Source organism: Acinetobacter sp. TUM15071, assembly GCF_008980925.1.
Classification (GTDB): Bacteria; Pseudomonadota; Gammaproteobacteria; order Pseudomonadales; family Moraxellaceae; genus Acinetobacter; species Acinetobacter dispersus.
The window spans coordinates 91,676-116,287 of sequence record NZ_BKGB01000007.1; the positions used below are offsets into that span (position 1 = coordinate 91,676).

A 24,612-nucleotide genomic window follows, 5' to 3' on the forward strand; every position below is an offset into this window, starting at 1 on the left:
TCACCTATACCTTTAGTTTGAGTTTGACCAATCTTCAAGTTTCGTACCTTTTAAGGCATGGTCAATATGTCGGTTCATACGAAGCGCAGCAAAGGCATCGCTATGAATTTTAAGTTGTTGAACGGCATGTTCAATCGCTGCCAGCTCATCTGTCTTAAGACGGGCTTTTAACGCTTCAGCAGCAAGAATTAAGTCACGAGCCTGTTGCTGAGAGAGCAAATCAGTATCTGCTTTTAACGCTTGCTCTAAAGCCTCCAACTCACGTTGTGCTTCAACTTTGGTTTCTTGCAAGTGACGAAGATGTTTATCTTCTTCTGCGTATTGGAAACCTTCAACCAGTAAGCGCTCAGTATCTGCTGAAGATAGGCCGTAAGATGGTTTAATATCAATTTGCGCCTGAACACCAGAGGTGGTCTCTTTAGCTGAAACTGTCAATAAACCATCGGCATCGACTTGGAAAGTCACTTCAATGCGTGCTTGACCTGCAGTCATTGGAGGGATGCCATGTAATACAAAGCGACCCAATGAACGGCAATGCTCAACCAGATCACGTTCACCTTGAACCACATGAATCAACATCGCGGTTTGGCCATCTTGATAAGTGGTAAATTCTTGACGGCGTGCAACAGGAATCGCTGTATTACGTGAAATCAGACGTTCAACCAAACCGCCCATGGTTTCAAGGCCAAGAGAGAGTGGAGTCACATCAAGTAATAATGAGCCATCTTGGCTATTACCAATGAGCTGGTTGGCAGTAATTGATGCGCCAATCGCAACCACTTCATCTGGGTTGATGGTGCAAAGTGGTTCACGTTGAAATAATTCACGTACCGCTTTTTGTACTGCATAAGAGCGCGTAGAGCCACCAACAAGAACAACATGTTCAATGTCATCGAGTTCAAGCTTAGCATCACGTAATACACGTTTGCACACGCTCATGGTTTTATCGAGTGCAACTTGAATAATGGATTCAAAAGTTGAACGATCTAAAGTCAGACGATCATCCAATAGTTTTAATTCAGCAGAATCATGGTCTGTTAAATGTTCTTTGGCTTGACGTGCAGCCATGATGAAAACAGCGTATTCTTCATCACTTAAAGTATCGATATTGAGCTGTTTTTTCGCCCATTTTACGATTAAGCGATCAAGATCATCACCACCAAGGGCAGTGTGTCCACCTGTTGCAAGAACTTCAAATACGCCTTGCGAAAAACGTAAAATCGATACGTCAAAAGTACCACCACCTAGATCGTAAATGACGTAGTTACGGTCAGTACTGAGATTGGTGTCTTGATCTAATCCATAAGCTACAGCAGCAGCGGTAGGTTCATTTAATAAACGTAAAACATTTAAGCCTGCGAGTTGAGCAGCATCACGTGTGGCTTGACGTTGTGCTTCATCAAAATAAGCAGGAACGGTAATCACCGCACCATTTACCGGATTACTCAGGCTTGCTTCAGCACGATCTTTTAACTGTTTTAAAATTTCAGCAGAAATTTCGACTGGTGTTTTACGACCAGCAGCGGTTTCAAATGCCGGCATTTCATTTTCTGCACCTACGAGTGTGTAGGGATGCTGGAATTTGATATCTGCTTGTGAGCGACCCATAAAGCGTTTTACTGAAACAACTGTATTTTTAGGATCAGTCAGCATAAAAGGTTTAGCTTCATAGCCAAACGTGGTTGCATCCTTTGCATAGTGAACAATAGACGGCAGTAATACTCGGTCTTTGTCATCTTGTAGAACTTTCGGTTTTCCCGATAGCACTGTCGCCACTAAAGAGTGGGTTGTCCCTAAGTCAATGCCGATCGCAATACGATGTTGATGCGGGGCAGTAGCTTGACCAGGTTCAGCAATTTGCAAAAGCGCCATGCGTGCGGTATCCCTTGAAAATAATCGGTAACAGCGGATTAAAAATCATCATCGAGGTCGAAGCTTTCTTCTTCGTCCAACATGCGATCTTCAGCTTTATCAATATCATTCATAACACGTTGGAAAAAACGTAATTTACGAACAGTATCACGTGCTTCTGCCCAGTCTTCGTCAGCAAAATCAATTTTAAATTCGCGAACTAGACCATCGATCCACTGTTGAATTTCAACTTTTAGTGTATTTAATTGCTCTGTAGATGTTGCTTCATCTAATTGTTCACGCATTTCGAGTGCAGATTGCAAAAATTCAAAATCACTAATGGATTGATCCAGATGATGATCTTGTTTTTTTAAGGCAAGCAGATACGCAGCACGACTATCAACTTGTGAAAGTACTTTAAATGCTTGATTGATTTCGCTCGACTTGATCAATGCCTGATCTTTGTCGGTGGCTTTATCTGGGTGATATTGCTGTTGCAAATTTAAAAACTGTTTTTTTAAAGCTGCTAAATCTATATCGAGTGCTTCGGGTAATTGGAACAACTCAAAATGATTCATGGGAGATGAATTCCGCTATTGATAAATACGTTAAAACAGTGCGGAACACACTGTTTTGACGAAAAGAAAGAGGGGTGTTGCCAGTTAAACAGTAAATGATTCACCGCAACCACATTCACCTTTTTGATTTGGGTTGTTAAACTCAAAGCCTTCGTTCAGACCATTTTTGACATAGTCCATCTCTAAACCATTGAGATAAACTAAGCTTTTCGGGTCAACAAAAACTTTAACGCCAAGTTGTTCAAATACTTGATCATGCGTATCGACATCATCGACAAACTCAAGTACATAAGCCAACCCAGAACAACCCGAAGTTTTCACGCCAATACGAATGCCTTCGCCCTTACCGCGGTTTTGCAGGTAATTGCTGATGTGACTCGCAGCATTTTCAGTTAAATGGATCATGAAAACTCCAATGTTATTTCGTTCATCAATTAAGCTTTCGCTTTCTTGCCACGATAGTCTTCAATCGCAGCTTTAATTGCATCTTCAGCCAATACAGAGCAGTGTACTTTTACTGGTGGAAGTGCAAGCTCAGTCGCGATATCAATGTTTTTGATTGATTGAGCTTCATCAAGCGTTTTACCTTTTAACCACTCGGTTACAAGAGAGCTTGATGCAATTGCAGAACCACAGCCATAAGTTTTGAAGCGAGCTTCTTCAATTACGCCATTGTCATCGACTTGAATTTGTAAACGCATTACGTCGCCACACGCTGGTGCACCGACCATACCTGTACCTACGTTTTCTGCATTTTTGTCTAAAACGCCAACATTACGAGGGTTTTCGTAATGATCAATTACTTTTTCGCTATAAGCCATGTTGCTTCTCCAAACCTCGGGGTCAGCCTAATATTAATATGAGGGTAAAAACACGTTTTTCAATTGAGGGTTCAATGAATTAGTGTTCAGCCCATTCAACTGTTGAAAGGTCGATACCTTCTTTGTACATATCCCAAAGCGGAGAAAGTTCACGCAATTTCTCAACTGCAGCTTTGGTAATTGTTAACACGTGATCAATATCTGCTTCGGTTGTGTATTTACCAAAACTGAAACGGATTGAACTGTGCGCTAACTCATCAGATAAACCTAAAGCACGTAAAACGTATGAAGGCTCTAAAGTTGCAGATGTACATGCTGAACCGCTTGAAACAGCAACATCTTTCAGTGCCATCATCAGTGATTCACCTTCAACAAAGTTGAAGCTGACATTTAGATAGTTTGCAACGTTTTGAGTTGGGTGGCCATTCAAGAACACTTGTTCAAGGTCTTGTAAACCATTCCAAAGCTTGTCGCGTAATTTACGGATACGCTCTTGCTCTGCTTGCATAGTTTTGCCAGCAATTTCAAAAGCTTCACCCATACCAACAATTTGGTGTGTCGCTAAAGTACCAGAACGCATACCACGCTCATGACCGCCACCGTGCATTTGTGCTTTTAAGCGAACACGTGGGCTACGGCGAACGAAAAGTGCGCCAATACCTTTAGGACCATAAATTTTGTGGCCAGAAAAACTCATTAAATCGACTTTCATCGTTGAAAGATCAATTTCAACTTTACCCGCTGCTTGAGCGGCATCGACATGGAAGAATGTTTTGTTGGCACGTGTTAATTCACCAATTGCAGCAACGTCTGTTACGGTACCGATTTCATTGTTCACCATCATTAGGGATACAAGAATGGTATCTGGACGTAAAGCTGCTTGAACCATTTCAGGTGTAATTAAACCTGTACGTGGTTCTGGCTCTAAATATGTAATTTCGAAACCTTGTTCTTCAAGCTCACGGCAAGGATCTAACACTGCTTTGTGTTCGATTTTACTTGTAATAATGTGTTTGCCTTTTGAGCCATAGAACTGAGCAATCCCTTTTAATGCAAGGTTGTCAGATTCAGTTGCACCTGAAGTCCAAACGATTTCACGTGGATCTGCTTTAATTAAATTTGCAACTTGCTCACGCGCATACTCAGCTTTTTCTTCGGCTTGCCAACCATAAGCATGTGAACGTGACGCAGGGTTACCAAAAGTCCCTTCGAACGTTAAACATTCCACCATACGTTCTGCAACTTCAGGCAGTACAGGAGTGGTTGCTGCGTAATCAAGATAAATTGGACGTTTCATGTCAAATACCTGTAACCGATAGAAGGGCTGAATCTAAGCTTGGTGAATTTTGGCGTAGAGCAACAGTTTGAACGTTGTCACGCGCAATTAAATCAGCAAGCGTGATTTTTGCGAGATAATCGGCAATATGGTGGGAGAGTTCTTGCCATAAGTCGTGCGTTAAACACATTGCACCATTTTGGCAGTTGCCTTTGTGGTCACAACGGGTTGCATCAACAGTTTCATTTACAGCTTCGATAATTTCTAGCACGGTGATTTCACTTGCAGTGCGCGCAAGGTGATAGCCACCATTTGCACCACGAACGCTTGAAACTAACCCATGACGTTTAAGTTTTGCGAATAACTGTTCTAAATAAGCGACTGAAATGGATTGGCGTGCTGCTATTTCCGCAAGCGTGATCGTTTGTTCAGTTGGCTGCAAAGCTAAATCAAGTAGAGCAGTCACTGCGTAACGACCGCGAGTTGTAAGACGCATGATTCGGTACACATGGTTAGACTAGATGTCTAAATTTTATGAATTCCGACTAAAATAGTCAAGTTTTAAATTGCCAATATCAGCGTGAAAAGTGAAATATATTGGAATTATTGTATCCACGTATTATAAACAAAAAAGGCGATGAAAATAAAGCTGAATACTGCGAAGCCAATATTGATCAAGCGTTGACGCTTTTGTAGGCGATGAATACGGTTCTGATATTGCTTCACTTCCACCAGCAAAGTATTAATTTCAGTGCGTTGTTGGTCGATTTTATCCAGTAGTGGGGCAATACGTTGCTGAGATGCAGCTGCTTCAGCCTCATCGTTAAACAGGCTAAACCATTGTTTCCAGTTTGTGAAAATACTGGTGAGTGTGAGGTGAGGCAGTAAGTCTAGGAATTCTTCACCAAGTGCAGCGTCACCCAAAATGCGCATATTGGCAATGCTACGCTGATTGTTAAACACAAAAATCTTAATCAGATCGATGAGTGTGCTATTAATCTCTAAATCAATCGTTCGATCGAGTGCTTTCATATCAAACAACAAACCCTTTTCGGTAAATTGAATGTAAAAGTCGAAAAAAGGGATGTAACTATTGATTCGAATCGTAATGTTTCGATTGATTAGTTTTTGAGCTTGCAGGCGTAAAGCCGCATCATGTGTAAGGATGAAGGAGAAAAAAGTTTCTAAAACAATGATGACAATGTTTAGCAACAAATGGGGATGTTTATGTCTTTGTTGCGTATCACTCATAGATCTCTTTTTCCTTACCAGTAACGTTGTGAAACAATATCGTCTGTAAACTTGAGCATCCTTACTCAATTGTTAAAAATAATTTACATGACTTTATTGCTTTGTAGAACAGTTTTTTAAAACGATCAAGTCTTAACTTTGATATTATAAAAACATTTTTATGGTTAAATACGACATACTGTTTGTAAAGTGCTTAGGAGCAATGGTCAATGGATAACTCAAATATAGAAAATCCTAACGAAGAAGCTGAGGTAAAAACTAAGCAAAAATCAAAGAGTTCTAAGAAATCTGCGCTGGATTTCAAAAAATATACACAACAAATTTGGCTTGCAGGTTTAGGTGCTTTTTCACGCGCAGAAGAAGAAGGGAATAAATTGTTTGACTCTCTGGTCAAGGTTGGAGAAGAACTAGAATCTAAAACTGTCGATTTTGCTGACAATACGGTTGGTAAGGTGACAGAGAAAGCCAAAGAGTCTGTTACAGATACCAAAGATAAAGTAGAGAAGATTTTAGATACGGGTGTGAATCATTCATTGAATCGTATCGGCTTAGTCACGCCAAAGGATCTTCAACATATCGAACAGCTGCTTGTACAACTGCATATTAAGGTGGATGCTTTAATCGAAGAAAATAATCAATTGAAGGCCAAATTGAATAAAAAGTAAAAAAAATGCAGGTAACTCGTCTGTTTATGTCGTATTTCAGTATTTATTTTAATTAAAAGGTCTTTCTAGTATTGCGTTCTCCCCCAAAGCATTGCTATAAAGGCGTCATGGCCTTTTAAACTATAGCCTTGGATCTTAACAAACGATATTAAGAGGATATTTTTTATCATGAATAAATCAGAATTAATTGATGCGATTGCTGAAAAAGGGGGAGTGTCTAAATCGGATGCTGGTAAGGCACTCGATGCGACAATCGCGTCAATCACTGAAGCACTTAAAAAAGGTGACACGGTTACTTTAGTTGGTTTCGGTACTTTCAGCGTTAAAGAACGAGCTGCTCGTACAGGTCGTAACCCTAAAACTGGTGAAGAACTGCAAATCAAAGCAAGCAAAGTACCTAGCTTCAAAGCTGGTAAGGGTTTAAAAGATTCGGTTGCGTAATCTTTTTAAATCAATAAACGCACCATTTAGGGTGCGTTTTTTATTTATTGAATGAAAAAGTTAATTTGATCTTTATTCTCCATTCATTCGTCTTTGTTTTTCAGTTAAAATTGCCCCGAAATAAAATATTGGAATTCTTATGGAATCGTTTCGTACTCTCATTAAGGGTTGGCTTGGCAAAGTCCTGTTAGTTTTGTTTTTGACTCCTTTAGCACTTGTCGGTATAGAAGGGTATTTTAGTGGTAGCAATAAAGCAGACGTTGCGAAATCAGTAAACGGTCAAGATATTTCTAATAAAGAATTAGAAAGTGCAACCAAGAATTATAAAGATCAATATTTATCATTGGTGAAAGGTGATGAATCTCTTTTAAACTTGCCTGTTATTCAGGAAAAAGCACTAGATGCACTTGTTGCGCGTAGTTTGTTGCAACAGCAAGCTGAGAAATTGGGTTTGACTTTAAGCGATGTGCAACTTGAGCAAATGTTAGCTCAACAACCAAGCTTTCAAGAAAATGGTCAATTCTCTCAAAAATTATATGAAAACTATTTGCGTTCTGTTGGGATGACCAATCAGGCATTGATTGCCAGCTTACGCCAAGACCATGCACTTAAAATGATTTCAACATCATTGATGGATTATGCATTGGTGAGTAAGTCAGATGTGCAACAGTTAGCTAATTTGCAAACTGAACAACGTACTTTGCACTTGGCAAGTATCAAGTTAGATGACTACAAAAAAGGCGTAACTGCATCAAATCAAGAAATTACCGATTACTACAACAAGCATAAGAATGAATTTAAGCAAGTTGCCAGTGTCGATGTTGATTATGTGGTTTTAACGCCAGCATTGTTGCCTAAAACGAATCTAGTAGTGACTGAAGCGGATTTGCAGCAGGCTTATACTGCTTTTGTTGATGAACAGAAAAAAGCAATTAAGCGTCAAGTTAAGCATATTTTAATTACCACGGATGCACGTGATGACGCTGCTGCTCAGAAACTTGCCAATGATGTTTATGCAAAAATTCAGGCAGGTATGACATTTGCAGATGCTGCTGCTCAGTTCTCGGACGATCCAACTTCGAAGACTCAAGGCGGTTTGGTTGACGCTTATGCACCAGGTGCATTCTCTGCCGATTTTGATAATGCAGTGAATGCATTAAAAAATGGTGAGATTTCAAAACCTGTTAAAACGCAATACGGTTATCACATTATCGAAGCTGAATCACCAATGGTGAAGCTGCCATCATTTGAATCGGAAAAAGCGCGTTTAACCGCTGAGGTAGAAAAATCTAAAGCAGCGAATTTATTCAGTGACACGGTCAATAACCTGAATGAGATGGTTGTTGGTAGTGATTCGTTAGATGTAGTTGCACAAGAAGTGAAGGGCGCACGTATTGAATCTGCAAATGATGTGACTTTAACAACGGATAATCCATATTTAAGTGATTTGAGTGTTAAGGCAAAATTATTTAATGATGACGTGAAGAACGGTGATCGTAATGCTTCTTCAAACATCCAATTGGCCAATGGTGATACAGTTTGGATTAAGGTCCGTAATTATCATGCTGCGGGTGTAAAACCTTTAGAGCAAGCAACAGCTGAAGTTAAAGCAAAAGTGATTGAAGCGAAGGCTTATAAAGCAGCACAAGCGAAAATTGCAACAATCCTTGCTGATTTTAAAACACTACCAGCTGCACAGGTCGTTGCAAAATCACAAGTTACTTTTGAAAATGCAGGCACTTTCGCTCGTTCACAAGGTTTAAAACGTCCAATTGAACGTGCCGCATTCAGTATCCCTGCACCAAGCAAAGATGGTTTATGGTCTGCGACGACTGCTAAATTACCAAACGAATTAGTGATCGTAGCTGTTTCAAATGTGAATAGCAGTGTAGCAAGTACTTTACCAGCAGAACAGTTACAAGAGTTGAATAAGCTTTATCAACAGTTCCGTGGTCAGCAGGTCTTGGAAGACTATACTGAATACTTAAAATCACAAGCAAAGATCAAATAAGTTTGTTCTAAGCATAAAAAAGCCAGTTTGTTTAAACTGGCTTTTTTATTGGAGGCTGTAAACTATTTTTTCTGAATAAATTTAGCTTCTTCAGATTGTGGGTATTGGCTGAGTAGCTTAGTTTTATATTGATTTGCTAAAGCAGTATTTTTATCGACTTCATTGGCAATGCTATATAACTGATAAACTGCACGAGACGCTTTGGCTGAGTTTGGGTAGCGAGTCGCCACAATATTATAGTTCTGCTTTGCTGCTTTATAGTCTACAGGTTCAACTGCTAGGTAAAATTCAGCAAGCCAGAAGTATGCATTCCCGACATAAATACCATTCGGATGGTTTTTAATGAAGTTTTGCATTGGTTGAATGGCTTTTTTTGCACCGCCTTGTTTGTAGGCATCGAGTGCAACGGTGTAGGCTGCTTTTTCTAACTCGATTTGATTGGTGGTGTTGCTGGTTGTTGCTGTATTGGCTGATGGTCGATCCGCAGCGGGCTGTGCTTTAGCTGGTGCTGTTTGTTGTTGTGCTGGCGCTGTAGGAGCAATTACAGGAGCTGCTGTGTCAGTACTGGCTGTTCCAGTTGCAGCTGTTCCATCTTGAGCTTCAGCGTTTTCTTCTGGTGGATCAATTTTTTGTGAAAGTAACTCTAAGCGCTGATCAAGATCGGTATAGCGATTGGTGAGTTCTTTCTTTAATTGCTCGATCGCATTGTCATGTTCTTCAAGTTGACCACGTAACTTACGAATTTCTTCTTCAAGTTTTTGGTTCTTTTGCATGATTTCCCAGTTCAAGCTTGGGGAACCTGCAACAACATTATTGGCTTGCTGTTGGCTTAAAGAGCGTGATTCAATAGGAACATTGGCATATAAATGTGCACTGCTGAGCAGGGCAATAAAAAGTACGGAATGCTTTTTTAGCATAAAAATTCATCCATAAGTTGAAATATAAAGCTGCGGTCGAACAAGTCTTCACCTTTTACTTGCAACACACCAGATATAGATTTTTGATTAAGCCATTAAAACAGCAACTCATTTAAATGCAATAAGCATTTACAATCTTCAAGCACTTTTGAAGGGAATTGGTTGGTTATTGTTTAATGTTTAAACATAATTAAAATAAATAGATAACAAATATATAGAGATTGATGAGGAATTAGGCAGTTGAGTTGAAAACTCGCTGAAAAACAGAGACAAGGCTTGCAACTCGGATAAAAATCTCTATACTTTGTCAGGCAATGGTAGCCCTGCTGGTAGCTTCGCAATTGTACTTTACGAACCCCGCCAGGACCGGAAGGTAGCAACGGTAGTAGAACTATGATGTGCCGAAGTCATGCTGGTAGGGCTGCCACCATTTATTCCTCTGCGCTCGTTCGAGCAATCGCTTTCATAATTACCCCCATATCAAAACCACGATATTGCAAAAATCGAACTTGTTTCGCTTTGATTTTAGGGTCAGTTGCGACTTCTTCTCCAAATTTCTTGACCTTAAGCTGATAGGCTTGATCAAGCCAGTCTACTTCTTGAAGTTCCTCAGTAATCAGCTCTGCATCCAGTTGTTTTGCTTTTAATGCCTGTTTGATTCGTTGTAAGCCTTTACCTTTTCTAATTTGGCTGGCGAGCGTCAGCTCAGCGACACGTTGATCACTTTGATAATTCTGTTGTGCTAATTCTTCGACAAGGTTGGCCACTTCATCTGGATTGATTGCATAGAGATTTAGTTTGGTGATTAATTCAGCTTTTGAATAATCACGACGCGTGAGCAGGGCAAAAGCATAGGAGCGTAATCGTTGCCCAGTGAGCGTTTTAGGTTTATCGGTTTGATCTGAATTAAACATGCCTTCCTCATTAAAAAAACGCCCCGAAGGGCGTTTCAGTTTAGATTTCTAGTAAATCTGGTTCTTCTTCAATCTCATTTTGAGCTGCTTCATTTTTGTTCTTGGTGAGAAGCTGTTCACGAATGATTTTTTCAATTTCTTGAGCCATTAATGGATTCTCTTCGAAATGACGAATCACATTATTTTTACCTTGCCCAATTTTATTACCTTGGTATGAATACCAAGCACCTGCTTTTTGAACGATATCTTGTTGAACGGCTAGATCAACGAGTTCACCCAACTGGTTGGTACCTCGACCATACATGATTTGGAATACCGCTTCTTTGAACGGAGGTGCCATTTTGTTTTTAACAACTTTAACGCGTGTTTCGTTACCTGTGATTTCATCGCCTTCTTTTACTGCACCGATACGACGAATATCTAAACGAACAGAAGCATAGAATTTAAGTGCATTACCACCCGTTGTTGTTTCTGGGCTACCAAACATGACACCAATCTTCATACGGATTTGGTTAATGAAGATCACCATACAGTTTGAGCGTTTTGCATTACCTGTGATCTTACGCAGTGCCTGACTCATCAAACGAGCCTGTAAGCCCATGTGTGAATCGCCCATTTCGCCTTCAATTTCAGCTTTAGGGGTCAATGCAGCTACGGAGTCGACAACGATGAGGTCAATTGCACCTGAACGAACCAACATGTCAGCAATTTCTAATGCTTGTTCACCGTGGTCGGGTTGTGAAACCAATAGGTTATCAATATCTACACCGAGTTTACGTGCATATTCAGGATCTAAAGCATGTTCTGCATCAATAAATGCACATGTACCGCCATTTTTCTGACATTGTGCGATCGCTTGCAATGTCATGGTGGTTTTACCTGAAGATTCAGGACCGTAAATTTCAACAATACGACCCTTAGGTAATCCACCAATCCCTAATGCGATATCTAATGTAAGAGAACCTGTAGAAACAGCTTCAACTGCCAATACGGTGTTATCGCCTAAGCGCATCACGGTATTTTTACCAAATTGCTTTTCAATCTGACCTAAGGCAGCTTGTAGCGCTTTACTTTTATTATCATCCATCTCAAAACCTCAAAACTTTATTTCTTAACGACTAACCCAAGTGGATGTATTGAATCTCAACTTGTTGGGACTTGAGTATAGTGGCAGATTCTAGTTGTTTATTCTACATCTGATCTGTGTCTATGCGACACGAGATGACGCATCCAAAAACAGAAAATATTCATCCAATCTATTCATCATGATAAGACCAGGATTGTACATTTTCTTGCTTAAAACGATTGATATCACGACGATCTTTTTTGCTTGGTCGATGATCTGGTCGGGCTAGATTATGCAATTTTCGTTGTGAGGCATGCAACTCCCTACGCTCTATACTTTCTGCAGTTTCTTCATAAAGTAGTTGTGCCATTGGCGCGCCACCACGGATAGAAGAAAGTGCTTTGACAACTACGGTTTTCTTCTCAAAACCTTGTTGAATGGTCAGTTCCATTCCAATACGCACATCTCTGGAGACTTTGACGCGATCATTATTGTGATGGACTTTACCACCTTCAATTGCAGCTTTGGCAATCGAACGGGTTTTAAAAAAACGTGCGACCCAAAGCCATTTGTCAATGCGCATGGTATCCATGCTTTCTGCTTCATGCTGTTTTGGCATCTGTTACCTGTGTGTTGGTTTCAAGATAATCAAAGAGTTCAGTGAGCTGATCGAGTGCTGGGTAAGGCAATTCAGTAGAAAGTCTTGCTGCTTTGCTGCTAGAAGGTTGAAGAATACTGAACAGTTGGGTGATGCCAAAATCTTCTGCACCTTTTAGTACAGCAACTGTGTCATCAATAAAGATTGCCTGTGCTGGATCAAATGGATGCTGTTGCTGTAGTTTTTGCCAAAAGCCAACGTCCTCTTTGGCATGCCCGAGTTCTTCACTGCTGATCATAAGTTCAAAGTATGGGCTCAGTTCGACATTTTCAAGTTTGAGTTGTAAGCCTGCACGATCTGCATTGGTTAGTAACCAGCAACGATAACCTTGGTCATTGAGTTGTTGCAAGAGTTGATGACAGCCGACACGGGCACGAATTTTTTCGCGATGCTCGTACTGTAGTTGTAATACATCAACTCCAACTTTAGCCGTCCAGTACGCCGAAGAATACCAAGATAGTGTATGCTTATGCTGTTGGTAAAATTGAAATAGTGTTTGTTGACTTTGCTCAAGTGTACATTGGTGAACTTGAGCATGACGTTCAGGCAAACAATGATTCCAAATGAAATCATCAAAGGCTAAATCGAGTAATGTGCCGTCCATGTCGAACATGACGATAGGCTGCTGTAAATCTGAATATGACATAAGGTTGGTCTATGTTTATTAAAACGCTTGCCCCACAAGATCAGTTAATTTCACAACTTGTTCCGATCATGGCGCAGGCAAGTCAAATATTGTTGGAAGAATACCAAAGTTATTGTGCTGGTTGCGAGTTTAATATTCAGGAAAAAAGCGATGATTCGCCTGTAACGCAAGCGGATTTAAAGGTAAATCACTTCTTATTAAAGCACTTAGCGACAGTGACGCCTGAATTACCTGTATTGTCTGAAGAAAGTGATTATTCAGCCCGTGCAGCATGGCAACAGTGTTGGATGCTAGATCCGTTGGATGGTACTAAAGAGTTTATTCATGAGCGGGATGAATTTACGATTAATCTGAGTTTGATTGACGGTCATCAGACCATATTTGCGATTATTGCTGTGCCATGCGAGCAGGTAATGTACATTGGACATACCTCGCAATTACCGTATAAATATAGTTTCAGTCGACAAGAGTGGTTCCAATATCAGCTTGAAGAGCATGATGTGGTGGCTCCGTTGCAAATTGGTTTGAGCCATAACAGTAAAAATCCAAAGTATAAAAACTTTATCGAGCCAATCTTACAAAATCGCAAGGTAGAGCGTCGTGAAGCGGGCAGTGCTTATAAGTTTTGTATGATGTTGGAAGGGGAAATCGATATTTATCCGCGTTTCCATCCAACCTCAGAATGGGATACCAGCTCAGGACAAGCCTTGTTAGAAAGTATTGGTGGTGGCTTGATGACTTTGGATCAAAAACCATTTCTATATAATCAGCGCGAGACTGTGTTGAATGGTGGCTTTATCGCTTATCGTGATCAGCATTGCAAAAATATTGCATACGATGCGCTCAGTCGTTCTGGCATTTTAGATTGAGTGTTATCTGGCTCATGCTATAGTGAGTTAAATTAAAGCCTGTATGTGAATATGACTCTGCATTTATTGCCTAAAAGTATGTTTGAAGCAATTGATTTACTGCCAGATGCTTCAACGCCTGTAACTTTGTTTACGCGCCACTCTTTACGTGAGTTGGTGAATGGGCAAGGTTTGGCAGGTTATGATCTGCAGTTGACTGAGCAAGGTCGGGATTTGGCTTATGCTTGGGGGCAATATTTAATTCAAAATACGGATCGGGCGATTCAACATTGTATTTCCAGCCCGATTCAGCGCTGTGTGGATACTGCTGCTTTGATGATTGAAGGCGCTGATGAAACACGTAAAGCTGTTAATACCCATCAGATTGAAATTGTTGAGCAGCGTCTATTGGTTGAACCGGGCAGCTTTGTTTTGGACATACAGCAGGCAGCGCCTTATTTTCGCAAGCAGGGTGCATTAGGGTTTATTAATAGCTTTGTGAATAATGCTTTACCTGGGATGAAACATCCCATTACAGGGGTATTTGATGTATTGGAATTGCTTTATCATACCCATCCTACACAACAGAATGGTTTAAGCTTGGCTGTAAGTCATGACACAATTCTTGCTGCAATTGTCGCGGTGATCTCAGGTAAAAATCAAATTGAACAAACGGATTGGCCAGACATGATGGAAGGTTTGTTTGTATGGTTTGAGGGTGATGATTTTGCGGAAAGTCAATTAAAATGGATTTGGCGTGGTGAGCGACAAGCGTTAGAAATAAAGCAGTTTTTGAATCGCTAGCTCTGGTCGACAATAGAAATGTTGCTTTGAAATACTAAAATCAAATCGGATAATAACTCACTAATCAATAGAATTAGATTGTTGTTGATGTGAATCCAAAAAATGATCATTTGGATTCACATATTTACAGGATTGGATTAAAACCTGATTAACCACATTTTCCAATTTTTTGTCCTTCGATATTACTGAGGTTTGCTTGCAACTTGGTTGAAGCCGAACAGTGAATATTCCCTGAAATTATCGACTTATCTAAACTTAATGTTGTCGCAGCTTGTGCAATATGTATATCACCACTGACACTTGAGTTGATTAATTTGATTGCTTTTGCTTGGTTAGCTTGAATGCTGCCTTGGATAGAAGAGCTGTTTAAAATCAAACTACCACCTTTCCCGATATTTACATCGCCTTCAATTGAGGAATTATTGAGTGTGCAATTTGCACCTGCGGGAACGGTGAGGGTACTGACTGTGTTGTTCTCAATGGTATTTGTGCAGCTTGCAGCAAAACTTAGACTGCTGCATGAAAAAAGTGCGACTGCGATGATGAGCTTTCCATTCTTATGCATTTGGCTCTCCAGTTTTTGTAGGTTGATTATTGCTCAAAACTTAAATTTAAATGAATTCTAACGGTATAAAGTAGGTAGTTTGAGTGAGGGAAGTGTAGTGCTGGTGGGGGAATTCTGTTTAATTTAGAAATCTAAATCATATTGAATTACGGTAAAAGTGTAATAAATCCTGTCTTTCTTGTTTTTACGATAAATTAATTTCCCTTCCTGCTATTTAAGTTGATAGTATATATAAATACATGATTTATATTAATTTTAACCAATTAACTTAATTTGTCATTAACGATAATTTATCAAGTTTTTCTTGGGGAAGTGTGATGCAATTACAACTTAAACATTTAACGGTTTGTTTGTTATCGGCCATGATCGTCGCTTGCGGTGGTGGTGCAGATCATTCAAATGCAACAAATAATACTGAGCTGCCAAAAAATGATCATGGTGCAGGAGGAAATACCAGCCCTACGCCAGGTGATGGAACCAATGAGTTACCTGGGGATGGAACGCCAGAGACTCCAAATAATGGTTCAGGAAATACAAAACCTGAAACACCGAATAATGGCAATAATGGTTCGGGTAACACGACACCAGAAACACCGAGCCAAGGTGGAGGAGGAAATACAGAAACACCGTCCATTCCACCAGTTGTAGAAAAGTATCCAGAACCTCGTAAAAATATAATAGATGAATCGGTACTTGGTTTTTATGATTACGATAAGCTTGGACTGCCACGGCTACTGCGTAATGACTTAAATGGCAGTTTTGCTGCGATGCTGCAATTTGCACAAAGTCATGTGGTCAATCCTAAGAATAATGAAAAAGACTCAATGCCACGTCTAACAACAGAAAAAGATGCCTTGTTGTTGGTGACACCATTGGCAGAAATGGGTGATTTACAGAAGCTACAAGTCGAAATTTATCAAGGCAATCAAATACTCAGAACGGTTAAATTAAAAGAGCCGTCAAGAATTGCAACCTCTGATCAATCCAATACTGATGGGCGTCCGCCTGTGAGTTACTCTAAAAGAGCATGGACGGTTGCTTTAAAATGGAGCGAAATTCGTGCCGGTTTACATCTCCGCGTGGTTGATCCGCTGAATAATCGTAGTGGCGATTTAACTGCAGACAATATTGATTTGGCTGCACCAGGTGAACTGGTTGTACAAAATATCCGTTTGGGCTTATTAACGGACCCTCCGAAGTCAACAGGCCACTATATGTTGCTTGAACCTGCCAAAGCAGGGACAGATTATTTTCAGACTATTCCTGCTGCACGTATGATCGTGACCAAATATGAGGATTTAAAGCTGAATAAAGTCATGGTCGCAAGTGGGGTGATCTACGACTCGGCAAGTGCAACCACGGGTGATGTTTATAGTGGGGATATGCGTGAAAATACAGCTAAATCAACTTTTGGTGTGGGAATTAACTTGGCCAACTGGGGCATCACCAGTGCTTCAATGGCGAGCCAAGAACAGCCACAAATTACGCAAAGTGTTGTGGCCCATTATGCGCGCGGCAAATATAGCAACGGTGAGGCAACTCATGGTCTAAGCGGCGGGAATGGTATGCTGACCTTGATTGACTCTGTGGGTAATGAGTTTAGTCATGAGATTGGTCATCATTATGGGCTTGGGCATTATCCTGGTTCTGTTGGGGATAATATGTTTTGGGCAGCACACCATGCAGACAGTGGCTGGGGCTATATTGCGTTTAGAAATAAAATGCGTGGTAATCTCAATTGGACGACGACCAATTTAGGCGATGGTGCAAATGGTGTACCGAATTTTCTGAATAAATATGCGTATGGTTGGGATGCGATGTCTGGTGGTGCGACGGCAAGTAGCATTTCTAAATATACTCATTACACCGGCTATAGTACCTATTTAAAAATTCAGCCTGCATTTGATCGTTATGTTTGGGATGCAACTTCTCCAACGGGTTATAAAAAATGGAATGCGATAACCCGAATGATGGAAGTTGCTCAGCCTAAAACACCAAACTCAAGTAATGTCTGGTATAACCGTGCTGATGGTAATTACTTGAAACCAAAAATGTTTGGTGTGCCAGTCTATACCATCTTGGGTGGATATGATCCTGAGACGCAAGTGGGTTTGGTTTATCCTGCTGCGAAAGGTAACTGGGGTAATGTATTTGATCTACCACAAGCCAATCCGAATACAGTAACAGCAAGTTGTTGGCTGAATGTGCAGTTTGCTAGTACTAGTACAAGTCAAAATATTGCTTTAGCACCGCAACGAATGAATTCGAATAGCAATGCCAATAAGTTCCATGTCAACCTTGCACAAAGTGAAGCACCACAGCAGGTGAATTTGTATTGTAAAAAGGCCAATCAAGCAGCAGTGCTACTTTCAAGTACATCTATTCCTGTGAGTACAGTGGCTCTAGCACCAGCAGTTGAAATTGGTAAAGAGGCTGAATATTCAGCGCTTAGAGCGATTGAGCTGCCTCAATTAGAGCAGGCTTTAGTCGAGAATAAAAACAAGCCAGTTGTAAATCTTTCGACGGATGCAAAGTTATTATTTGATTCTTATAGAACCTTTAAAGATCAATTATCACCTGATGCTCAAAATGAAATAGTGCGTTATACCCAGCAGCAAATTAAGCTTTATCGACTCAATCGCTGGATCAATGTATATCGTTCGGATTTGACCAATTTAAATGCCGATGCATTAGCTGCGTTCCGTGCTTTTGTTGAAAAGTTAGAACTCAAAGGTGATTTGAATTTTGCATCAAGCACCAGTTTATTAAACAGAACCAATTGTTTAAAAGCTGAGAAGTTGGCGAATGGTGATTTAAATGCATTTATTAGTGGATCAACAGGTTGTGTTGGTGATGATTCCGAGAAATGGATTTATGATGCATTGGGTAAAATCCATAATAAGCACTATATAGATCAGTGCTTAACGACTACAGCTGGCAATGTTATCAACCTGACACCTTGTAGCAGTGCAAGTAGTCAAGTGTGGGAGCTTGATGCTACTGCGCAAGCGATTAAGCAATCGAATCAGTGTTTCGATTTGGAAGGTGGCTATTTAACTAATAATCGTGCACGTCTAATTCGCTATCGTTGTACCAGCGGTGCCAATCAAAAATGGACGATTCCAGTCGTAAATAACAGCCTCGTTCTTGCTGGTTTGTCTGCGAAGAATCTGGTATTGGCGGCTAAGGTTTTACAATCTAATCCTTAATGATTTGAGTGTTTTATCTGAAAGTCATAAATTGATGATATGAAGTCCTTAGGGGCTTCATATTTTTTATCTAGCATAGATTTTTTATAACGTTAAAAAATATAAAAGTGTACTTTTAAAATGTATGAATTTTCGTCATGATATGGAAATAAAAAGCGAAACTTGACGCAAAATTGGATAAAAAGATGTTATTAAACACAATTTATTTATGGGAACCTGAAATTTTTACAGGCAAAGTCCCAGCAGAAGATGATTCACAACAAGTTGCTTTTGAACTTCATCAGCAATATCGGAATATAGCGAGTCACGGCAAAACATTACAAGCATGGTTGGATCTGTTTTCATACAAAATTTGTGATCCGCAATATCAACTCTATTTTTCTGAACAGACGCAACAGTGGGTACAAGGAATCAAGGATCGATTTGCTCAGGGTTTATGCGCCAGTGTGCAACTGGATGTGTTAGCACATGAAGCACAAAATGATGCGGTTTATCGGGTCTTTTATGAGGCGGTTCATGAAACGGGAATTGGTTTCTATGAACCGAATTATAATGTATGGGCCATTGGTGAGTTGCAATCGCCTGAAAATGCGGTCTCAAATATGTTGCAGCCGTATTTGTTAGAGCCTTTAAAAATCAAAGAGCCTGAATCAATTTCTGAGCCAAAAAATCAATTAAATCATTTTCAAATACCACAAAGCATGCCTGAAGCGGAACAATTGATTAGTCAATGGTTTGAGCAGCAAAGTTATGCCCAGCATTTAAAGTTGGATGTATTTAATGTTGCACATGATTTTATTTCAAATTGGGGCAATATCGGACGGCCTGAACTGGCGTTGGATACAGGCTATCGTTGTTTTTTACTGACTCAAAAGCAGCTTGGTATTTTCTATCAGTTGAAAATGGTGCTTAGGAAATTAACGGTCAGCCCAATGCTGTCTTTTGCGATGGATTTTACAGATCGTTTTATTCCTGATCAATTGCAAGAGCAGTTGCCTGAACGCCTGATTTTTCGTCTACGTTCAATGGATGTGCATAAAAATACGGGGCAAAAAAATAATGTAGAACCGAGTTTTGCGTTGATGGGGCGCTGGGATACACAAACAGATATTCAGGATTTCTTTACTAACTTGGATGCTTATATCAATTTTATTTTTTCAAATCTAGGGCAAGGTCGGTTAGAAGTATTACAGGCATGGGCTTACGGTGATATGCCAGCAGATATTAAAATCGATTTGGATTTTCGCTTTGAGTTGATGATGATTGCATTAAGCCAAGATCAGTTGTATTTGCAAGAACGCTATCAACAGCATAAGGCCTTGTTGATGCAGAGCAATGCCCGAGCGAGCGATTTGGGCTTGTTGGAGGAGAGTTATATATTATGCCAAAAGCTGCTCAAGATCGTGGCAGAGGCGGGAACGGGCTTACAGCCTTATGTGAAAAATTAAAGGCAATAAAAAAGCCCGAAAAATTCGGGCTTTTTTATGTGCATCAAATTAGTTAGCTAATGCTTTAACTTGAGCGTTCAAGCGGCTCTTATGACGAGCAGCTTTATTTTTGTGGATGATGCCTTTATCAGCCATACGGTCGATTACAGGTACAGCTGTTTTATAAGCTTCTGTAGCAACAGCATAATCACCAGCAGCGATCGCATTTACAGTACGTTTGATATAAGTACGAACCATAGAACGTAAGCTTGCGTTGTGTTTACGTGCTTTAACGTTTTGACGAGCACGTTTTTTAGCTTGAGCAGAGTTTGCCACTCGTGCACTCCTTGAAAATAAGTTGGTCTGGGCGGGCTGAAGTTAAAACCAATAAAACATTAGCAACATTCACCAGCCCGTAAACAAGTGCCATATTTTGAGGAAACTAAGCCGCGAAGTCAAGTCTTGTGATACTTTTAAGTACATTTAACAGGTGAAAACTGTGCAAGAAAACGTTACATTAGCCTTAGATATTGATTGGAATAAATAAAAATGAAAATAGGTGATAAAAAGGCAATCGTCATTGGTGCTACAGGTTTGGTTGGTCAAGCGCTCATTGATGAGTTACAACATTCGGATGACTTCAATTCGATTACCGTTGTTGTTAGAAAAAAATCAGATACATTAAAGACTTACAGTAAGGTTAATCAGCTTGTTTTAGAGGATTTCTTATTACTCAATGATGAGGATGTCAGTACTTATACACATGCATTCAGCTGCTTGGGAAGCACCATAAAACAAGCAGGATCGAAAGAGGCATTTTACGCGATTGATTATGAAATCAATGCCCATTTTGCTGATTTAGTTCAGGATAAAAATATTCATTTATTAGTCGTGAGCGCGTTGGGAGCGAATACTAATTCACCAGTTTTCTATAATAAAGTAAAAGGTGAGCTGGAGAACTACCTCAAAAGCCTGTCAATTTATAAGCTATCGATCTTCCAGCCGTCACTATTAATTGGTAAACGAAGTGAAGTGCGGGTCTTGGAAGATATGGCTCAAACGATTTTTAAGCTCGTTGAAAAGACATGGACCAGACCGTTTAAATTTAAACCTGTAACGGCTGAGCAATTGGCGCATACTATGTTGCTTGCGGCACAAACACAGACAGCTGCATTCAAACTCTATGACAATTTAAGCATACAACAAAGCAAATAATGGAGAATTTCAGTGACAACGATCCCTTTCGTAACTTGTGATTTGTTAGATGATAATCCTGAAAAAGACCTACAAGTGGTAATACCCTCACTCGATGGTAAATTCTTTAAAAGTTATGGTGCGCGTAAGACCTTTGGTGGGCAAGTGGTTACTGTAAAGTGTTTTGAAGATAACTCCCGTGTGAAAGAACTTTTGGCAACTGATGGTACTGGCAAAGTCTTGGTTGTTGATGGTGGTGCTTCAATGCGTTGTGCATTGATGGGAGATTTGATTGCGGAGTCTGCGGTAAAGCATCACTGGAATGGCGTGGTGATCTATGGTTGCGTACGTGATGTCGATGCGATTGCAGAATTGGATTTAGGCGTACATGCATTGGCTGCAATTCCGCAAAAAAGTAATCGTAAAGGCATAGGTGAAGTTGATATCACATTGTATTTTGGCAGTGTGACGATCAATTCTGGTGATTATCTCTATGCAGATAATAACGGTATTGTGATTGCAAAAGAAAAACTAGTCGATTGCTAAAAGGATAGCGTTATGTTGAAAATGGTGAACCATCAATTCAAGGTTTTACAATCTGTGCTGGCAAGTGTGATTGAAGGTGGGAGAGGTGTCTCTGGTACACCATTTCCAAATCAACCTGCAAAAGCACTCAAACTCTATGAGTTCGAAGGTTCTCCATTTTGTCGTCGTGTTCGCGAAGTGATCACCTTGTTGAATTTGGATGTAGAAATTTATCCATGTCCTAAAGGTGGTCAAAAGTACCGCCAAATCGTCAAAGCAAAAGGTGGGAAACGCCAATTTCCATTTTTGATTGATGAAAATACAGGTGACCAATTATATGAGTCACAACAAATTATTCATCACTTGTTTAAACATTATGGGAACACTGGGAAGACACCGAAGAAATTTAGCCATTACCCAAAACTGCCTTATGTCTCTACTTTAGCAACAGTTGCCAATGCAGCGCGTGGTGTATGGATTAACCAGCAGATTGTTGATCGTCCTGCGCCAGTGCAATTATTAGAGCTGTGGAGCTTCGAGGCCAGTCCTTATACGCGTTTAGTGCGCGAAGTTTTGACGGAATTAGAACTACCTTATATTTTGCATAATGTCTCAAAAGAACGTTGGCAGGACATGGGACCAGCAGCTTTACGCTTAAAACCTGGAAAATATATTCCATTGCCAAATGGCAAACGCGAAAAGGTTGTTGAGGTGATGGGGAGAGATATTCAGGTTCCGTATTTGGTTGATCCGAACACAGGCGTAAAAATGTTTGAATCTGCCAAGATTGTGGAATATTTAAAAACGCAGTACGGAAAATAAGTGCTAAGAAAGCATCTCGTAGAAGATGCTTTTTTTATAGGTAGTTGTGTGATGTGAGTGTTGCTTGATTGGTCGTTTTAACGGTTTAATACCAGTGAAAAGTAGAGTGATGTGATTGATCGATGTTAAGCCAGCTGAGCAACCTATTCAAAAGTTCCAAAGAGACACCTGAGCAGTTATTTTTAAAAGAACATGCTTTGGTATTTGATGCAGAGCAGGGCGCGATTCTGAATGGCGTGGTGTTGAATGGGTTGAGCGTTCGTTTGGAATATTTTTCTAATCGAAAATTAGACCGATTTGATGATTTAGAAAAGCTATTTCGGATTGCACCACAAATCAATGAAAAGATTGACTTGGAAATTCATTCACAACGCTTTGTTGAGCGATTAGGAAATACAGAAGAAAATCTAAAAGAGTTGAAGCAAGCGATTAAAGTGTTAAATGACTATTATGTGCAGTTTAAACGGGCGAGATAAATGCGTCTGTTGTTTAACTAGAAGAAGCATTAAAAAATAAAAAAAGCTGAATCATTTGATTCAGCTTTTTCTGTAGCTAGACGAACTATTATTTTTCAATAATCGCTGTTACACCTTGACCACCAGCAGCACAGATCGAAACGAGGATACGACCTGAACCTTTTTCATTTAAGATTTTCGCAGCAGTCGCGATGATACGACCACCTGTTGCAGCGAATGGGTGACCCGCAGCTAAAGAAGAACCTTTGATGTTCAGCTTGCTACGATCAATTGAACCTAAAGGTGCATCTAAACCTAAACGCTCTTTACAGAATTTTTCATCTTCCCAAGCTTTCAACGTAGAAAGAACTTGTGATGCAAATGCTTCATGGATTTCATAGTAGTCGAAATCTTGAAGTTTAAGGCCAGCACGCTCAAGCATACGTGGAACTGCATAAGCAGGTGCCATCAATAAGCCTTCTTTCTTACCAACGAAATCAACCGCAGCAGTTTCAGAGAAAGTCAGGTAAGCAAGTACTTCGTGACCATTTGCTTTAGCCCATTCTTCAGACGCTAACAGTACACATGAAGCACCATCAGTTAACGGTGTAGAGTTACCCGCAGTCATGGTTGCAGCTTCGCCTTTACCAAATGCAGGTTTTAATTTTGCTAATTTCTCAGCAGTAGAGTCAGCACGTAAGTTGTTGTCACGGCTTAAACCCAAGAATGGCGTGATTAAGTCATCGAAGAAACCTTCTTCGTATGCTTTTGCCATTTTTTGGTGAGAAGAAGCAGCTAAAGCATCTTGCTCTTCACGTGGAATACCCCACTCAAGCGCAGTGATTGCTTGATGGTCACCCATAGATAAGCCCGTACGTGGCTCACCATTTTTAGGTGCATCCATAAGATCTTTAACATTGATTTTTGCTAAAGCTTTTAAACGGTCTTTACCAGTTTTAGCAATGTTAAGCTCTAATAATGCTTTACGTAAGCCATCACCGAAAGCGATCGGTGCATCAGAAGTGGTATCAACACCACCAGCAACACCGACTTCGATTTGACCTAATGCAATCTTGTTTGCAACGAGGAATGCTGCTTGTAAACCAGTACCACATGCTTGTTGAATGTCATATGCAGGGGTTTCTGGAGCAAGTTGTGTATTTAAAACACACTCACGAGTCATGTTGAAATCGCGGCTGTGCTTTAATACTGCACCAGCAACCACTTCACCTAGGCGTTGACCCTGTAGGTTGAAGCGCTCAACCAAACCGTTTAACGCAGCTGTAAACATGTCGATGTTAGAAGCTGTGAAATAAGCGCCGTTAGAGCGAGCGAAAGGAATACGGTTACCGCCGATAATGGCAACACGGCGCACAGTGTTTTGGCTCATGGTTTTATCCTGTTGAACAGAAGGTTTGGTTGTTTTAGCTGTAGCTGCTTTCGTCGTTGTAGACGCAGCAGTACTTTTTGTCGTACCCGCACTACGTGTTGTAGAGCGAGCACGCGTTGTTTTTGGTGTCGTACTTGCTGCTTTAGAAGATGTGCTTGCAGTTTTACGCGAAGTAGAAGCTGCTTTTGATGTATTTGACACAGTCTCTGTAGCAGAAGTCTCGACTGCTGGATTTTCTTGAGTTGTTTTGCTCATAAGGCTTTTCCAAGCATAATTGC

Annotated in this window: 26 protein-coding genes and 1 other RNA gene; 12 read left to right on the forward strand and 15 right to left on the reverse strand. The window is 40.3% G+C overall.

What is annotated here, in order from left to right:
• Window positions 1–12 precede the first annotated feature (12 nt).
• The 7 genes from hscA to GBI66_RS08600 form a co-directional block, all read right to left on the reverse strand.
• Window positions 13–1,872: a Fe-S protein assembly chaperone HscA gene (gene hscA / locus GBI66_RS08570; protein WP_004807981.1), complete on the reverse strand. Its 1,860-nt coding sequence runs from the start codon at window positions 1,870–1,872 to the stop codon at window positions 13–15.
• A gap of 38 nt (window positions 1,873–1,910) precedes the next feature.
• A complete protein-coding gene (gene hscB / locus GBI66_RS08575; RefSeq protein WP_151715789.1) occupies window positions 1,911–2,429 on the reverse strand; it encodes a Fe-S protein assembly co-chaperone HscB in 519 nt (172 codons plus the stop codon).
• A gap of 84 nt (window positions 2,430–2,513) precedes the next feature.
• Complete coding sequence (iscA, locus tag GBI66_RS08580; protein ID WP_004807977.1) at window positions 2,514–2,834, reverse strand: iron-sulfur cluster assembly protein IscA; 321 nt, start codon at window positions 2,832–2,834, stop codon at window positions 2,514–2,516.
• A 29-nt stretch (window positions 2,835–2,863) separates the two neighbouring features.
• Window positions 2,864–3,250, reverse strand: coding sequence for a Fe-S cluster assembly scaffold IscU (gene iscU, locus GBI66_RS08585; RefSeq protein ID WP_004652980.1), 387 nt, complete (start codon window positions 3,248–3,250; stop codon window positions 2,864–2,866).
• Window positions 3,251–3,329: 79 nt separating this feature from the next.
• On the reverse strand, window positions 3,330–4,547 hold the full coding sequence (locus GBI66_RS08590) for an IscS subfamily cysteine desulfurase (RefSeq protein ID WP_005211739.1): 1,218 nt from the start codon (window positions 4,545–4,547) through the stop codon (window positions 3,330–3,332).
• Between the two features lies 1 nt (window position 4,548).
• Complete coding sequence (locus tag GBI66_RS08595; RefSeq protein ID WP_004807972.1) at window positions 4,549–5,022, reverse strand: Rrf2 family transcriptional regulator; 474 nt, start codon at window positions 5,020–5,022, stop codon at window positions 4,549–4,551.
• Window positions 5,023–5,129: 107 nt separating this feature from the next.
• Entirely contained in the window at window positions 5,130–5,777 is a 648-nt protein-coding gene (locus tag GBI66_RS08600; protein ID WP_005189610.1) for a hypothetical protein, read from the reverse strand.
• 209 nt (window positions 5,778–5,986) lie between these two features.
• Between GBI66_RS08600 and GBI66_RS08605 the strand changes: the two genes are divergently transcribed.
• The 3 genes from GBI66_RS08605 to GBI66_RS08615 all read left to right on the forward strand — a co-directional run bounded on the left by GBI66_RS08605 (window position 5,987) and on the right by GBI66_RS08615 (window position 8,894).
• Window positions 5,987–6,442, forward strand: a complete 456-nt coding sequence (locus tag GBI66_RS08605; protein ID WP_005152136.1) for a phasin family protein — start codon at window positions 5,987–5,989, stop codon at window positions 6,440–6,442.
• A 168-nt stretch (window positions 6,443–6,610) separates the two neighbouring features.
• On the forward strand, window positions 6,611–6,883 hold the full coding sequence (locus tag GBI66_RS08610; RefSeq protein ID WP_004639426.1) for an HU family DNA-binding protein: 273 nt from the start codon (window positions 6,611–6,613) through the stop codon (window positions 6,881–6,883).
• Between the two features lie 139 nt (window positions 6,884–7,022).
• Window positions 7,023–8,894, forward strand: a complete 1,872-nt coding sequence (locus tag GBI66_RS08615) for a SurA N-terminal domain-containing protein (protein ID WP_151715790.1) — start codon at window positions 7,023–7,025, stop codon at window positions 8,892–8,894.
• A 62-nt stretch (window positions 8,895–8,956) separates the two neighbouring features.
• On the opposite strand, the gene GBI66_RS08620 is transcribed toward GBI66_RS08615, so the two are convergent.
• On the reverse strand, window positions 8,957–9,811 hold the full coding sequence (locus GBI66_RS08620) for a YbgF trimerization domain-containing protein (protein ID WP_005189606.1): 855 nt from the start codon (window positions 9,809–9,811) through the stop codon (window positions 8,957–8,959).
• Between the two features lie 324 nt (window positions 9,812–10,135).
• Between GBI66_RS08620 and ffs the strand changes: the two genes are divergently transcribed.
• Window positions 10,136–10,232, forward strand: an RNA gene (ffs, locus tag GBI66_RS08625) — signal recognition particle sRNA small type.
• A gap of 10 nt (window positions 10,233–10,242) precedes the next feature.
• Here ffs and GBI66_RS08630 read toward each other — a convergent pair.
• The 4 genes from GBI66_RS08630 to GBI66_RS08645 form a co-directional block, all read right to left on the reverse strand.
• Window positions 10,243–10,725: a regulatory protein RecX gene (locus GBI66_RS08630; RefSeq protein ID WP_151715791.1), complete on the reverse strand. Its 483-nt coding sequence runs from the start codon at window positions 10,723–10,725 to the stop codon at window positions 10,243–10,245.
• 40 nt (window positions 10,726–10,765) lie between these two features.
• Window positions 10,766–11,812, reverse strand: coding sequence for a recombinase RecA (gene recA, locus GBI66_RS08635; protein WP_004807961.1), 1,047 nt, complete (start codon window positions 11,810–11,812; stop codon window positions 10,766–10,768).
• Between the two features lie 169 nt (window positions 11,813–11,981).
• Window positions 11,982–12,410 carry an RNA-binding S4 domain-containing protein gene (locus GBI66_RS08640; RefSeq protein WP_151715792.1) on the reverse strand — a complete coding sequence of 143 codons (429 nt, stop codon included), beginning with the start codon at window positions 12,408–12,410 and terminating at the stop codon, window positions 11,982–11,984.
• On the reverse strand, window positions 12,394–13,095 hold the full coding sequence (locus GBI66_RS08645) for an HAD-IA family hydrolase (protein ID WP_151715793.1): 702 nt from the start codon (window positions 13,093–13,095) through the stop codon (window positions 12,394–12,396). Before GBI66_RS08645 ends, GBI66_RS08640 begins: the two co-directional genes overlap by 17 nt.
• Window positions 13,096–13,106: 11 nt before the next feature.
• On the opposite strand from GBI66_RS08645, the gene GBI66_RS08650 reads away from it, so the two are divergent.
• The gene (locus GBI66_RS08650; protein ID WP_151715794.1) at window positions 13,107–13,964 is read left to right on the forward strand and encodes a 3'(2'),5'-bisphosphate nucleotidase CysQ; all 858 of its coding nucleotides are present in this window, start codon (window positions 13,107–13,109) and stop codon (window positions 13,962–13,964) included.
• Window positions 13,965–14,015: 51 nt separating this feature from the next.
• Window positions 14,016–14,747 carry a histidine phosphatase family protein gene (locus tag GBI66_RS08655; RefSeq protein WP_005189594.1) on the forward strand — a complete coding sequence of 244 codons (732 nt, stop codon included), beginning with the start codon at window positions 14,016–14,018 and terminating at the stop codon, window positions 14,745–14,747.
• 148 nt (window positions 14,748–14,895) lie between these two features.
• Here GBI66_RS08655 and GBI66_RS08660 read toward each other — a convergent pair whose 3' ends face one another.
• Complete coding sequence (locus GBI66_RS08660) at window positions 14,896–15,312, reverse strand: hypothetical protein (protein WP_151715795.1); 417 nt, start codon at window positions 15,310–15,312, stop codon at window positions 14,896–14,898.
• Between the two features lie 317 nt (window positions 15,313–15,629).
• Between GBI66_RS08660 and GBI66_RS08665 the strand changes: the two genes are divergently transcribed.
• Together GBI66_RS08665 and GBI66_RS08670 are read left to right on the forward strand one after the other, a co-directional pair.
• The gene (locus tag GBI66_RS08665; RefSeq protein WP_151715796.1) at window positions 15,630–18,521 is read left to right on the forward strand and encodes a M66 family metalloprotease; all 2,892 of its coding nucleotides are present in this window, start codon (window positions 15,630–15,632) and stop codon (window positions 18,519–18,521) included.
• A gap of 185 nt (window positions 18,522–18,706) precedes the next feature.
• The gene (locus GBI66_RS08670) at window positions 18,707–19,969 is read left to right on the forward strand and encodes a hypothetical protein (protein WP_151715797.1); all 1,263 of its coding nucleotides are present in this window, start codon (window positions 18,707–18,709) and stop codon (window positions 19,967–19,969) included.
• Between the two features lie 48 nt (window positions 19,970–20,017).
• Here GBI66_RS08670 and rpsT read toward each other — a convergent pair whose 3' ends face one another.
• Window positions 20,018–20,284 carry a 30S ribosomal protein S20 gene (rpsT, locus tag GBI66_RS08675; protein ID WP_004807943.1) on the reverse strand — a complete coding sequence of 89 codons (267 nt, stop codon included), beginning with the start codon at window positions 20,282–20,284 and terminating at the stop codon, window positions 20,018–20,020.
• Between the two features lie 213 nt (window positions 20,285–20,497).
• On the opposite strand from rpsT, the gene GBI66_RS08680 reads away from it, so the two are divergent.
• The 4 genes from GBI66_RS08680 (at window position 20,498) to GBI66_RS08695 (ending at window position 22,965) form a co-directional block, all read left to right on the forward strand.
• On the forward strand, window positions 20,498–21,163 hold the full coding sequence (locus tag GBI66_RS08680) for an NAD(P)H-binding protein (RefSeq protein ID WP_151715798.1): 666 nt from the start codon (window positions 20,498–20,500) through the stop codon (window positions 21,161–21,163).
• Window positions 21,164–21,175: 12 nt separating this feature from the next.
• Entirely contained in the window at window positions 21,176–21,688 is a 513-nt protein-coding gene (rraA, locus tag GBI66_RS08685) for a ribonuclease E activity regulator RraA (protein ID WP_005189586.1), read from the forward strand.
• 12 nt (window positions 21,689–21,700) lie between these two features.
• A complete protein-coding gene (locus GBI66_RS08690; protein WP_151715799.1) occupies window positions 21,701–22,489 on the forward strand; it encodes a glutathione S-transferase N-terminal domain-containing protein in 789 nt (262 codons plus the stop codon).
• Window positions 22,490–22,611: 122 nt separating this feature from the next.
• On the forward strand, window positions 22,612–22,965 hold the full coding sequence (locus GBI66_RS08695) for a hypothetical protein (RefSeq protein ID WP_151715800.1): 354 nt from the start codon (window positions 22,612–22,614) through the stop codon (window positions 22,963–22,965).
• Between the two features lie 88 nt (window positions 22,966–23,053).
• On the opposite strand, the gene GBI66_RS08700 is transcribed toward GBI66_RS08695, so the two are convergent.
• Window positions 23,054–24,589 (reverse strand): acetyl-CoA C-acetyltransferase, encoded by a 1,536-nt coding sequence (locus GBI66_RS08700; RefSeq protein ID WP_151715801.1) that lies wholly within the window; start codon window positions 24,587–24,589, stop codon window positions 23,054–23,056.
• Window positions 24,590–24,612 lie beyond the last annotated feature (23 nt).